We start from the raw sequence: 13,497 nt of genomic DNA, 5'->3' as shown, positions 1-13,497 counted from the left end.
GTTCAATATGACTCAGATGCACAGTATTCCTACTGTTACTGACGTTCCCAGCCATGTTGCTATTATCATGGATGGCAACGGTCGTTGGGCAACAGAGCGTCATTTGCCCCGGACGGCAGGGCATATCCGTGGAGTGCGGGCCGTGCGTAGGGCTGTGGAGTACTGTGTCAGACATCATATTGCCTATCTGACCTTATTTGCATTTAGCTCTGAAAATTGGCGACGCCCTCCCGAAGAAGTGGGTTTGTTGATGAAACTTTTTGTCAAGTCGCTCCAAAAGGAAGTCTCTAAGCTACACAAGAATAATATTCGTCTTCGAGTGATAGGGGATTTATCTGCCTTTTCTTCAGAGTTGCAGACATTGATTCACGCTGCTGAACAGCAAACAATAAAGAATACTGGGTTAACACTCAATATCGCAGCAAACTATGGCGGTCGTTGGGACATCTTGCAAGCCATGCGTCGTATGATTCAAGAGCGGCCAGAGTTGCTCAATGCTGAGATAGAAGCAAGTGATTTTGAGCCATTTCTCAGTATGGCAGATATGCCTGAGCCTGATTTGTTCATTCGTACCGGAGGAGAGCGCCGTATCTCTAACTTTATGATTTGGCAACTGGCTTATACAGAACTTTTCTTCAGTGATAAGTATTGGCCAGATTTTTCAGCGGCAGACTTCGATGAAGCGCTTGCCTGGTATGCACAACGAGAGCGTCGCTTTGGACGTACCTCAGCTCAACTTCAAGAAACTTGATTATGCTTATTCCTCGCATCATTACGGCAGTAGTATTATTGGCAATTCTTGCTGTATTGCTCAGCCTAAAAGATTCCTTTTACTTTGCCACTTTTGTTAGTTTAGCCTCTGCAGGCGCATTATTTGAATGGCTGCGGATTTCTTTAAATCATCCCCATAAATCGCTACTTGCTGCCGTTATTGGCATAGTAGGTTTTGCCGTATTTGTTGGGTTGTATTCTTTATTATTACCCAGCGAAGGTAGTCACATTGTATTAGCGCTGAGTCACCCTGTTGAGTTTCAAGCCAATCCGTGGGCAACTGTGGCTTTTGCAACATTGATTACAATTTCATTCTTTGTGAGCTTTGTTTGGATTTTCATTGTCCCTATGGTACTTTACCAAGCTAAAACAGAAGTGACTGCCAACAGTATTTTTCATAGCATTTTTGCTGTTTTTGCTGTACTAGTCACTTGGTTTTCCATTGTGATGTGTTATACCTTTTTAGGGGCTTGGTTTTTATTAAGTTTTCTTATTATTATTTGGTGTGCCGATATTTTTGCTTATTTTGGAGGGCGTTTTTTTGGAGGCAGTAAACTAGCCCCAGCAATTAGTCCAGGGAAGACGCGTTCAGGTGCTTTGTGCGGTATTGCTAGTGTTGCAGTATGGATGTTGCTCAGCTCGTTTATTGATGGTTCTTTTGCGGCTCTTTTAGTCCAGTATATTGGTCTTCTTGGGGCCGTGGCAGTAGGTATGGCAATGGCTGTTGTGTCTATTTTTGGTGATTTATATGAGTCATTGCTTAAGCGTCGTGCTGGTATTAAGGACTCCAGTCAATTATTGCCAGGGCATGGAGGAGTATGGGATCGTCTGGATTCCGTAATTTCTGTTAGCCCTATTGCTATGATTTTTGTCTTCTTGTTTTATCTTCAATAAAAGCAAAGACAAATTGGGAAATTAACATGCAATCCATTGTTGTATTTGGAGCGACGGGTTCTATTGGTGACAGTACCTTAGATATTATTGCTTGTCACCCAGAGCGTTATCAGGTCTATGCGTTGAGTGCTTTTTCTCGTATGGAAAAGCTGGTGGCACTGACGCAAAAATTTCAGCCTAAGGTTGTCATTGTTCCTGATGAGGCACGTCGCGAGCAGTTTTTGACATTGAATAAAGAGGGTTTTCAGCCCGCAGAGATTCGATTAGGTCAAGAGGGGCTATGTGAAACCGCACGTGATTCGCAAGCGGATACTATTGTCTGTGCCATTGTTGGTGCAGCAGGATTGCCTAGTGCTTATGCTGCTGCTAAAGCAGGTAAACGCATCTTGCTAGCCAATAAAGAAGTGCTAGTGACGGCAGGCTCTTTATTTATGCAGGCGGTGGGGCAATATGGTGCAACACTATTGCCTTTGGATAGCGAGCATAATGCGATTTTCCAATGTCTACCTAAACATAATCCCAAACAGCACTTGCAAAAGGTAATCATAACAGCATCTGGTGGGCCTTTTCGTGAATATCCATTAGAACAACTTGTCGAGGTGACGCCAGAGCAGGCCTGTAAGCATCCTAATTGGAATATGGGTCGAAAAATTTCTGTAGACTCAGCAACGATGGTGAATAAAGGCTTGGAGGTTATTGAGGCCAAGTGGTTGTTTGATTTAGAGCCTGCACAAATTGATGTGGTTATTCATCCTCAGAGTACCATCCATTCTATGGTGCAGTTTGTGGATGGTTCGTTACTGGCACAATTAGGTAACCATGATATGCGTATTCCAATTTCCTATGCTTTAGGTTATCCTGAACGCATCACGCACAACGCTGCTCATTTTGATCTTGCCCAGCTTACTTGTTTGGATTTTTCAGCCCCTGACTTTAAACGTTATCCTTGTCTGAGATTGGCTTTTGATGCTTTAAAAGAGGGGATAGGGGCTTGCACTATTCTTAACGCTAGTAATGAAATCGCTGTTGCTCAGTTCTTGACTAAACGCATTAAGTTTACACAAATAGCTCAGACAATAGCACAGATGCTAAATTCCATAGTAGCACCGGAATTGTGTTCTATTGATGATGTTTTGGCTTTTGATGCTGAAGTGAGAGAGAGAACATTGTCATTACTAGAGTGGTTTTAGTTAAAACCATTTCACTAAATAACATAATGGTATTGAGACAACTCAGGCATGGTATAAACGTGCCTGACTAAATTGCAGTAAAAGGATAGCTTTGTTTAGTATTATTACTTTTATCATTACCATCAGTATTGTGGTGGTCTTTCATGAATATGGACATTATCTTGCGGCACGTCTTTATGGTGTGCATGTAGAGCGGTTTTCATTAGGTTTTGGTAAGGTCATCTATCAACGCACAGATAGAAAAGGCACTGAATGGTCTATCTCTTTGCTTCCATTTGGCGGATATGTTAAACCGCTTGCTGAACCTCGTCCTAATCACCCACATTACCGAGTAGGGGAGTCGGTAGCTGAAAAAACCTCCTTTCAAAAAATTATTATTTATGCTGCAGGACCTGCTTTTAGTTTTTTGCTTGGAATTATTATCTACACGGGTGTGTTTATGGTGGGTGAGAATCAACCTCAAGCTATTGTTGCTACACCCACAGCAGGCTCTGTGGCAGCTCAAGCAGGATTGCGGGAAGGGGATCGTATCGTACGTGTAAATGATACTGAAATTGATAGCTGGTCTGATGCAATGGAGCAACTGGTTGCTGCGATGGCCTTGGGTAAACCACTGACAATGGAAGTATCTAGTGCAGAGGGAATGGCACGTGAAGTGACTATGGATGTCCCTACAGTTTCAGGCAATTTAGAACAAGTGGATTGGTTAAAAGAAAGTGGTATCTCTTTGCGAGAGATGGCTCCTGTAGTGGCAAGGGTAATAGAAGGGGGTGTGGCTGCACAGGCCGGACTTAAAGCAGGTGATAAAGTACTCTCCCTCAATGGCATAACCATTAGTAGTTTAAATGGGTTTATTCGACAAATTCAATTACTGGCACATCAGTCGGTTCATTTGCTCATTAATCGAGATGGAGCAGAAGTGAGTCTTACGATGATGCCTGCAGAAGTGAGCCTTCCTGATGGTCGCAAAGTTGGACGTATTCAAGCAGAGTTTCAAGTGGATTACCCTATGCAATATGTCAGCTATGGCTTTATTGATGCTTTTGCCAAGGCGACCACTAAGACGTGGGATACCGCTTGGTTTTCTCTAAAAATGATTGGCAAAATGCTAATAGGTGAGGTTTCTCTCAGTAACATCAGTGGACCACTGACAATTGCAGATTATTCAGGCAAGGTTGCTCAATACGGTCTGAGTAATTTTATTCAATTCGTGGCACTTATTAGCATTAGTATTGGGGTACTAAATTTATTGCCTGTTCCCGGTTTAGATGGAGGGCAAATGGTGCTGAATTTTATTGAAATGGTGATAGGAAGACCATTGCCAGAAGCCATTTTTCAAAATCTGATGAAATTGGGCTATGGTCTACTGTTGTTATTGATGATTTTTGCCTTTCATAATGATTTAATGCGAATTTTTAATTGATTAGCAGGATTTTTGAAACGATTTCAGGTTTTATTAAAGGCAGATAGATTAATTTACTGACAAACAGCTTCTTTATGCCTTAAAATAGCTTGTTAAAATTTGGATACTCATCTTCAAGGAATGTACGAATGGATATTCGCTCATTAAAACGATTACGTAAAACAACATTGGCGACTTTGCTTTCCTCATTGGTATTGCCGATGGCTGCTCATGCTTTCTCACCTTTTGTTGTTCAAGATATTCGCATTACTGGTCTACGCAGTGCAGAGCCTGGTATGGTTTTTAGCTATATTCCTGCCCGTGTCGGTAAGACCTTTGATCAAGAAATGGCGACTGATTCTGTACGTCGTTTATATGCGACTGGCTTATTTAATGATGTTAAGATTACAACAGAAGGTCGAGTGGTTAATATCACTGTAAACGAGCGTCCTATCATCAGTTCTGTACTTTTTGAGGGGATGAACGCATTCAAGAGTGAAGATATTGTTAAGTCCCTTGCTGATCTTGGTCTAGGAGAGGGGCGAGCTTTAGATCCAGCCTTATTAGATAGAGCAACAAAAGAAATCCGTAATCAGTATGTTTCTAAGGGGAATTATAGTGTAGATGTTAACCATGTGTTGACCCCTCTACCCAATAACCGTGTGGGTATTAGCTTCCAGATTAAAGAAGGTAAGCTTGCTCGTATTGAAGAGATCAACTTTGTTGGCAATGAGGCTTTCTCATCGTCTACCCTTGAAGACCAGATGGATTTAACCACACCAGGATTTATGACTTGGTATACAGGCACAGATAAATTCTCGCGTGAAAAATTAGACTCTGATATTGAGAAAATCCGAGACTATTATATGGAGCGTGGGTATCTTGATGTCAAGGTTGATGATCCTCAGGTAACGATTTCTCCTAACCTTGAAGATATTGGTATCAACATCACCTTGCATGAGGGAGAAAAGTACACGATTCGCGATCTTAAAATGGCAGGTGACTTACTTGGTATGGGAGATGAACTTAAAGGGCTTATTGACACTAAACAAGGCGAGACCTTTAATGTCATGAAGATTCGTAGTAGTGCAGAGGCTATCAAGCAACGTTTAGGCGAGTTGGGGTATGCATTAGCAGAGGTAAATCCAGTGCCACAACCTGTGACAGGCACTCAAGATGTGGACGTTGTTTTTTATGTCAATCCTGGTAAACGCATTTATGTACGCCAGATTAACATTGGTGGCAATACTCGTACACGTGACCAAGTAATCCGCCGTGAAATGCGTCAGTCTGAGGCAGCTTGGTATGATGCGACTCGTGTATCGACTTCACGTGAGCGTATTGACCGTTTAGGTTATTTTAATGATGTGACTCTCACCCAAGCACCTGTCCAGGGGGTAGATGATCAGGTTGATATTAACGTCGATGTTAAAGAGAAACCTACTGGTATGATTAACCTTGGCGTGGGCTATGGTTCTACGGATAAATTATCGTTCCAAGCAGGGATTAGTCAAGACAACGTTTTCGGTTCTGGTACTGATTTGGCTTTAAGTTTTAGTACCTCTAAGTACAACCGTAACGTGGTGATGACCCATACTGACCCTTATTGGACAACTAGCGGCATTAGCAAGACAACAACAGCATACTATCGCTTAGATAAGCCTTATAGCACCTCTGTTAACCAGGATGACGATACTTATCAAGTACGTGCGGTTGGCTTTGGAATGAACTTTGGTGTGCCTATTTCTGAGTATGATCGCGTCTTCTTGGGTGCGACGGTTGAACAAAACAAAATTCGTTTGCCGGCAGAGGGTTCAGGTCAAATTATTCCTCAAGCCTATCGTGAGTTTGTGAATAATTATAAGGACAAGAATACTGCTGTTATTTTTAATATAGGTTGGACCAAAGATACTCGTGATAGTGCAGTAGCACCAACAAGTGGTTACCTGACCTCATTGAATGCTTCCATGAGTGTGGGGCACCTCAAGTATTACATGCTGAGCGCTCAACAACAATATTATCTTCCTTTGAACAAGGATTATACCTTGGCCTTTAATGTGTCTGCTGACTGGGGTCATACCTATGGTACCAAGAAACCATTCCCTGTTATTAAAAACCTTTATGCAGGGGGTATTGGTTCGGTGCGTGGTTATGAAGGTTCTTCTCTAGGTCCTAGAGACGCGGTTTCAGGGGACTATTTAGGGGGTAATACTCGCTTGCTTGCCAATGTACAATTATTCCTACCTTTCCCCGGTACTCAAAACGACCGTTCTTTGCGTTGGTTCTTATTTGCTGATGCAGGTAAAGTGGGCGTAAATGGTGGGCAACAATGTACTAATGGTAGCTCTCAGTACGGTGGTCTTGTGACTGACCCATGCGGTTGGCGCTATTCTGCAGGTATTGGATTATCATGGAATTCACCACTTGGCCCATTGCAAATTTCCTATGCTAAACCAATTAAATCTAAGCCAGGGGACAATAAACAGCAATTCCAATTCCAGATTGGTACATCGTTCTAATGATTTTTGGTGGCCTTTATGACGAAGACCACCCCCGTTTTATCTTATTTCATTTATTTCTTGAAGGTTCTTATGAAAACTTATTCAACAAACAAAGCAGTAATTAGTCGTGTGATGAAAGCATTGTTAGCGTTGTCATTCGGTGCTTCTGCAACTGTAGCATTGGCACAAACTACAGATAAACCAGCCACTGATAAAGCTACTTCTGCCGATGCTTCAAAGCCTCAGGCTGCCATTAAAATTGGTTTTGTAAATACTGAAAAATTATTGCGTGAATCAGCCCCTGCAAAAGAGGCAGAAGCTAAGATTGAAGAAGAATTTAAAAAACGCGATGCAGACTTGCAAAAACTTGCTAATGAGTTACGTGCTAAGTTTGAAAATTTTGATAAAAATGCACCTGTTATGTCTGATTCTGAACGTAATAAAGCACAGCGTGAATTGACAGATTTAGACACTGATTTACAACGTAAACGTCGTGAATTCCAAGAGGATTTTAACCGTCGTCGTAACGATGCATTTGCTACTATTGTTGAAAAAGCAAATACAGCTATTAAAGAAATTGCTGAAAAACAAGATTACGACTTGATTCTTCAAGATGCAGTGACAGTAAGTCCTCGTGTTGATGTGACTGACGAAGTTATCAAAGTATTAAACAGCTCTAACAACGCTAAGAAGTAATCTATGGCACATATTCTGACATTGAATCAAGCGGTTCGCCTAGATGAGTTGCTCACACAGGTTGATACCCAAGGGCTAACCTGGCAAATTCTTCCTTTTAATGGGGAGTTGCCTTTGATAGCGGGTATTGGTTCTTTGTCGGATGCTGCAGAGCATGAGATTGGCTTTTTGGCTAATCCCAAGTTTTTTGATTTGTTGCAGGTGACACAGGCTTCGGCAGTTATTCTTCCTCAAAGAGCCATTGATGCATTGCCTGCAAATTTGCCTTTTGCCATCGTGCAGTGTGAGAATCCTTATCTACTCTATGCACGTATTACACAGTGGTTTGATAAGTGGCGTACTGCTCATGATATACGTGGTATCCATGAAAGTGCGGTTATTCACCCTGGAGCACGCCTGGGAGTCAATGTAAGTATTCACGCCCATGCTGTGATAGAAGAGGGAGTGATAATTGGCGATGGTGTGACTATTGGTGCAGGATGTGTGATTGGTAAACATTGTATTATCGGTACAGATACCCTATTGCACGCTAATGTTACTCTTTACCACGGGGTGAGTATTGGTCAGCGCTGTATCATTCATAGTGGTGCAGTGATTGGTGCAGATGGTTTTGGTTTTGCTCCTGATGCCACTGTTGCTAAAGGCGGTTGGTCTAAAATTGCTCAATTAGGTGGTGTTATTATTGAGGATGATGTAGAAATTGGAGCCAACACAACAGTAGACCGTGGAGCTTTGGGTAATACCGTTATTCACCAAGGTGTGAAATTAGATAACCAAATTATGATTGCTCATAATTGTGAAATTGGTGCTTATACTGCAATGGCTGCCTGCGTGGGGGTTGCTGGTTCAACCAAGATTGGGGAGCGTTGTACCTTAGCTGGTGCTTCTATGGTGGCAGGACATTTAACCATTGGGGACGATGTTCATATTTCTGGAGGCACAGGGGTTATGTCAAATATTGATAAACCAGGGCGCTACACTGGTTTATGGCCAATCATGGAACATCGTGATTGGCAAAAGAATGCAGCAACTTTAGTGAATTTATATGAGTTGCGTCGTCGTATCCAAGAACTCGAAAAACGACTTGATGCGACCTCTCAGTCTGAATAATTTTAATGGGAAAAGTTATGGAATTAGATATTCGTGGCATTATGGAACATATCCCTCATCGCTTTCCGATGTTGTTAGTGGATCGTGTCATTGAGATGGTGCCGGGCGAAAGCATTGTCGCTATCAAGAACGTTACTATTAACGAGCCTTTTTTCCAAGGACATTTTCCTCATTTGCCTGTGATGCCTGGAGTGTTGATTATTGAAGCCCTAGCACAAGCAGCGGCAATCTTTTCCTTCTCCAAAGCCGATGGCGAAACTACGCTAGACAGCGGTACAACGGCTTATTATCTTGTAGGGGTTGATGAGGCTCGTTTTCGTAAACCAGTGGTGCCTGGCGATCAGTTGCGCCTTGAAGTTAAAGCATTACGTATCAGCAAAGTGATGTGCAAATATGATGCCAAGGCTTATGTTGATGACCAAGTTGTTGCAGAAGCAAAACTTATGTGTGCAATTCGTGATATAGGTGAATAATGGCTATAGTGCATAGTACAGCAATTGTGCATGAAGGAGCACAGTTGCATGATACCGTAGAGGTAGGGGCTTATTCTGTAATCCATGCCCATGTTAAAATCGGGGCAGGTACCAAAATAGGTGAGCATTGCGTGATTGATGGGCATACGACTATTGGAGAGAATAATGTCTTCTATCGTTTTTGCTCTATTGGTGGTATACCGCAGGACAAGAAGTATGCTGGTGAGCAGACATGTTTGGAAATAGGTAACGGCAATACATTTCGCGAGTTTGTGACGGTTAATACAGGTACGGTACAAGATGTAGGAACTACACGCATTGGTGATGATAATTGGATTATGGCCTATGTCCATATTGCGCATGATTGCCAAGTTGGAAACCACACTATTATTGCAAATGCAGTGCAGTTGGCTGGTCATATCCATATTGGTGATTGGGCTATCATTGGTGGTCTATCTGCTGCACATCAATTTACCCATATTGGTGCCCATTCTATGACAGGTGGTACCTCATCTATTCGTCAGGACATTCCACCTTTTGTGTTGGGGGCTGGTCAACCTTATAAACCTGTTGGTATTAACTCTGAAGGTTTAAAACGTCGAGGATTTACTACAGAGCAAATTCAGGTTTTACGAGAAGCCTACAAAATTATCTATATGCGTCAGTTAAGTCGTAATGAAGCTGTAGAAGAAATTAAACGTTTACAGACAGCTAACCCAGACTCTGCACAGCATTTACAACTGTTCCTAGACTTTTTTGCTGAGTCTGAACGTGGTGTAGGACGTGGTTAATCATTGAATTCTACAAGGTTTGCGAGATTAACCTGGATTTTGGGTAAAAGGCTATTGAAATCCAATAGCCTTTTTTTCACAGTCATAAAAGGAAATTGGTGTGGTAAAAAATTTTTCTCCTAAAATCGCCTTGGTTGCTGGAGAACCGTCAGGAGATTTATTAGCTTCGCGTATTATAGAGGGTATTCAGCAGCATAGTGCAGGCGCCACTTTCACTGGCATTGGGGGGCCTCATATGCGAGATGCTGGGATGGATATTCAGTTTCCTATGGATACACTAAGTGTATTTGGCTATGTGGATGCCCTGAAGTCACTTCCTAAACTTATCCATACCTATAAATCACTAGAAAAAAATTTACTTGCCCATCGTCCTGATGTATTTGTTGGAGTGGATGCTCCTGATTTTAATTTACGCTTGGAGCATAAGCTGCGTGGAGAGGGTATTCCTACGGTGCATTTTGTCGGACCATCCATATGGGCTTGGCGTTATGAGCGTATCTACAAGATTCGAGAGGCTGTTTCGCATATGCTGGTGTTATTTCCTTTTGAGACAGCTATCTATGATAAAGTTGGAATTCCCGTCACCTTTGTTGGTCATCCAACAGCATCACAGATTCCCCTTGTCCCTGATAGGGAAAAAGCTCGCCAAGAGCTTGGATTGCCGGCAGATGCTCGAATCGTAGCAATATTACCTGGTAGCCGTGCATCAGAGATTAAATTGCTTGCAGAACCGTTTTTAAAGGCAGCTCAGTTTCTTGCTGCCAAAGATACCAGCATACATTTTATTGTGCCAGTGGTAAACCAGGCTCGGGCAGAGCAGTTTAAAGAGATTGCACAGCATATTCCTGTACCTAACTTGCATATCTATGGCAACTATGAATATACACAGGCAAGTAGTGATAATTTGACAGGAGTGCAAGAGGCTAATCGTAATAGTGGCAAAAATGAAGGACACTCTACTACAAATGGACATGCACATTTTATAGAGCACCAACTAAAGAGAACTTCATCTCGTCCCATCTCTTGGTTAGTAATGGAGGCTTGTGACGCGGCTATTGCTGCTAGTGGGACAGCGACATTAGAGTTAGCCTTGTTTAAACGCCCTATGGTGATTGCCTATAAACTGACCCCATTGATGAAAATGTTGATGGCTTGGAAATCGGGGCAAGATAAGCCTTATTTGCCTTGGGTAGGTCTACCAAATATTTTATTAAATGATTTTGTAGTGCCTGAGTTGTTACAAGAGGATTGTACCCCTACTAAACTAGTAGAAGCGACCTGGAATGCTTTGGATAATACGACATATATTGCTAAGGTAAAACGCCAATTTCATGACCTACATCTAAGTTTAAAGCAAGACACGGCAGGCTTGGCGGCTCAAGTGATTTTAGAGATGTGCAAGTAACCCCAATCGCAGTTATGGAAAGCCTAAGTTTATTTGAAGAGCCTAGTTATACACTTATTGCTGGAGTGGATGAAGCAGGAAGGGGACCTTTAGCAGGTGAGGTTTATGCCGCTGCGGTAATACTTAACCCTGCTTGTCCCATAAAAGGATTGACAGACTCTAAAAAACTCTCCGAAACCAAGCGAGAAGCCCTTGCTGTTGAGATTAAACAAAAAGCATTGGCATGGCATATTGCTAGTAGTAGTGTTGAGGAAATTGATACATTGAACATTCTCCAAGCAACCATGCTTGCAATGACAAGAGCTGTAGAAGGGTTATCTACACGACCAGAACTTGTGATTATTGATGGCAATCGTATCCCTAAGCAGTTACAGCTACCAGCACGAGCAATTGTTAAAGGAGATTTAACCGAGCCTGCCATATCAGCGGCGTCTATTCTTGCCAAAACAGCACGTGATGCCGCTTTGTTGCAGTTGCATGAACAATATCCAGAATATGCTTTTGATCAGCATAAAGGATATGGAACCGCCTTACATTTACAACGTCTCCAACAATATGGAGCAAGTCCAGTTCACAGGCGTAGTTTTGGTCCTGTTAAAAAAATTCTAAAAATAGAAAAATAGCTTTTGTTATTGCTCCTACCTTTTCATATCCTGCCCTGACTTTTGGTGGAAGAGGGCATATTACACTGCTTATTGATAACCCGATATACCGTGCTGGTAGCCCCTATTTCTAGAAAAAGTAGACTGCTAGTTGTCAGAATAAAACCACACTTTGTAAAAGGTTTTTCAAATTGAGGGGAATTTTCCCATGTTGTTCTAATTTAGGCTACAATACAAACATTATTTCAAACATAGTTTAATTTATTATGACGACTGAAAAACCTTCGACTGCACAGGCAATCTCTCATACATCTACTGAAGTGCCATCTCTCCAACCTATTGATCCAGCCGCTGAGTTACCTCATCGTAAGGTGATTCGTGGTTGGTTAATTCCGTTATCAGATAAAAGTACGATAAGAGCAATTACTTTGCTGACAGTAGATTTCTGCATTTTAGCTGCTTTATTAGTAGGGACGGTTTATTTTCAATCTTGGTGGGCAAAGTTGCTTTGCTCATTAGTTGCTGGTTTTTGGATTGGACGTATTTTTATTATTGGACATGATGCATGCCACCAGAGCTTGACGGCACACCGTAAGTTAAACAAGTGGCTTGGTCGTATTGCGTTTTTACCCTCTGTTTCTCCTTATAGTTTATGGGATGTAGGACATAATGTTGTCCATCACGGTTACACTAATTTAAAAGGGGTAGACTTTGTCTGGGCACCAGCCTCAGAAGAAGAGTATCGAGCCATGAGTGCGGGTCGCAAATTTATGGAACATATTTACCGTAGCGGTTGGGCTCCAGGCGTGTATTATCTATATGAGATTTGGTGGAAGAAGATGATGTTCCCCTCCAAGGGAGCTATGCCAACACAACGTAAATCTTTCTTTTGGGATAGCTTATTGTGCGCCTCTTTTGGTGTTATCTGGGCTATAGTAGCCGTTATTGCAGCAATGGCAACAGAGCAGTCTGTCTGGTTAACATTACTGTACACATGGGCTATTCCGCTGTTTTTCTGGTTCTCCATGATAGGTTTTGTTGTTTATGTTCACCATACTCATACTCGTGTTGTTTGGCATGATGATAAAGCAGAATGGTCTAAAGCTCAGCCCTTTGTATCGACAACCGTGCATCTAATCTTCAATTTCAAGATTGGAGCATTACTCCACCATATTATGGAGCATACGGCTCACCATGTCGATATGTCTATTCCTTTGTATAAACTCAAAAAGGCACAGGCCTTTTTGGAGGAAATGCTTCCACAGCGAATTGTTATTCAGAAATTCTCTTGGCGGTGGTATTTCCGCACTGCTAAGGCATGCAAACTTTATGACTTTAAGAATAAGTGTTGGTTAGATTTTAAAGGACGCCCTACAGCCCAAGTGAGTTAAGGTGGGACATTATTATCAAAAGATTTTTTTGCTACATTAAAGTAGAGTGGTAAAAATTTTCCCCTTCTAATACGCCTTCAATAGTTCGCTCTATTAGGCGTATTTTTTTAACTATAAAGAGCAGGGGATTATGTGACGAAGCAAGGATGGTTTATGTAATACGGAGGGTACCCAATGATGAAACTTGTTTTTACCCGTCCTTAAGTGCAAGAACACGGCATAGGCGATAGACTAGCCCTCAACAGTAAGACTTTGTTGAAACATTGCTAAC

12 protein-coding genes are annotated in these 13,497 nt (G+C 42.0%); all 12 read left to right on the top strand.

The window, feature by feature from the left end; translation table 11 throughout:
• The first annotated feature begins 7 nt into the window (after positions 1-7).
• Positions 8-751 carry a polyprenyl diphosphate synthase gene (uppS, locus tag HKX40_RS02315; protein WP_171587962.1) on the top strand — a complete coding sequence of 248 codons (744 nt, stop codon included), beginning with the start codon at positions 8-10 and terminating at the stop codon, positions 749-751.
• Positions 752-753: 2 nt separating this feature from the next.
• Positions 754-1,665, top strand: a complete 912-nt coding sequence (locus HKX40_RS02310; protein WP_171587961.1) for a phosphatidate cytidylyltransferase — start codon at positions 754-756, stop codon at positions 1,663-1,665.
• Positions 1,666-1,691: 26 nt separating this feature from the next.
• Positions 1,692-2,855, top strand: a complete 1,164-nt coding sequence (dxr, locus tag HKX40_RS02305; RefSeq protein WP_171587960.1) for a 1-deoxy-D-xylulose-5-phosphate reductoisomerase — start codon at positions 1,692-1,694, stop codon at positions 2,853-2,855.
• Between the two features lie 91 nt (positions 2,856-2,946).
• Positions 2,947-4,278, top strand: a complete 1,332-nt coding sequence (rseP, locus tag HKX40_RS02300) for an RIP metalloprotease RseP (protein ID WP_171587959.1) — start codon at positions 2,947-2,949, stop codon at positions 4,276-4,278.
• 128 nt (positions 4,279-4,406) lie between these two features.
• Positions 4,407-6,776: an outer membrane protein assembly factor BamA gene (bamA, locus tag HKX40_RS02295; RefSeq protein ID WP_171587958.1), complete on the top strand. Its 2,370-nt coding sequence runs from the start codon at positions 4,407-4,409 to the stop codon at positions 6,774-6,776.
• Positions 6,777-6,848: 72 nt separating this feature from the next.
• Entirely contained in the window at positions 6,849-7,454 is a 606-nt protein-coding gene (locus tag HKX40_RS02290; RefSeq protein ID WP_246233524.1) for an OmpH/Skp family outer membrane protein, read from the top strand.
• 3 nt (positions 7,455-7,457) lie between these two features.
• Positions 7,458-8,564 carry a UDP-3-O-(3-hydroxymyristoyl)glucosamine N-acyltransferase gene (gene lpxD / locus HKX40_RS02285; RefSeq protein WP_171587957.1) on the top strand — a complete coding sequence of 369 codons (1,107 nt, stop codon included), beginning with the start codon at positions 7,458-7,460 and terminating at the stop codon, positions 8,562-8,564.
• A 17-nt stretch (positions 8,565-8,581) separates the two neighbouring features.
• Complete coding sequence (fabZ, locus tag HKX40_RS02280) at positions 8,582-9,037, top strand: 3-hydroxyacyl-ACP dehydratase FabZ (protein WP_171587956.1); 456 nt, start codon at positions 8,582-8,584, stop codon at positions 9,035-9,037.
• Entirely contained in the window at positions 9,037-9,828 is a 792-nt protein-coding gene (lpxA, locus tag HKX40_RS02275) for an acyl-ACP--UDP-N-acetylglucosamine O-acyltransferase (protein ID WP_171587955.1), read from the top strand. The genes fabZ and lpxA overlap by 1 nt, the downstream gene beginning before the upstream one ends.
• 100 nt (positions 9,829-9,928) lie before the next feature.
• Positions 9,929-11,233 (top strand): lipid-A-disaccharide synthase, encoded by a 1,305-nt coding sequence (gene lpxB / locus HKX40_RS02270; RefSeq protein WP_171587954.1) that lies wholly within the window; start codon positions 9,929-9,931, stop codon positions 11,231-11,233.
• A 14-nt stretch (positions 11,234-11,247) separates the two neighbouring features.
• Positions 11,248-11,856 carry a ribonuclease HII gene (gene rnhB / locus HKX40_RS02265; protein WP_171587953.1) on the top strand — a complete coding sequence of 203 codons (609 nt, stop codon included), beginning with the start codon at positions 11,248-11,250 and terminating at the stop codon, positions 11,854-11,856.
• A gap of 245 nt (positions 11,857-12,101) precedes the next feature.
• A complete protein-coding gene (locus HKX40_RS02260; RefSeq protein WP_171587952.1) occupies positions 12,102-13,226 on the top strand; it encodes a fatty acid desaturase in 1,125 nt (374 codons plus the stop codon).
• The last annotated feature ends 271 nt before the right edge of the window (positions 13,227-13,497 follow it).

Origin of the sequence: Pelistega europaea, assembly GCF_013133775.1 — a bacterium.
GTDB classification, from domain to species: domain Bacteria; phylum Pseudomonadota; class Gammaproteobacteria; order Burkholderiales; family Burkholderiaceae_B; genus Taylorella; species Taylorella europaea.
Note: the sequence above shows the minus strand (reverse complement) of the source record. Positions and strands in the feature narration are given on the sequence as shown.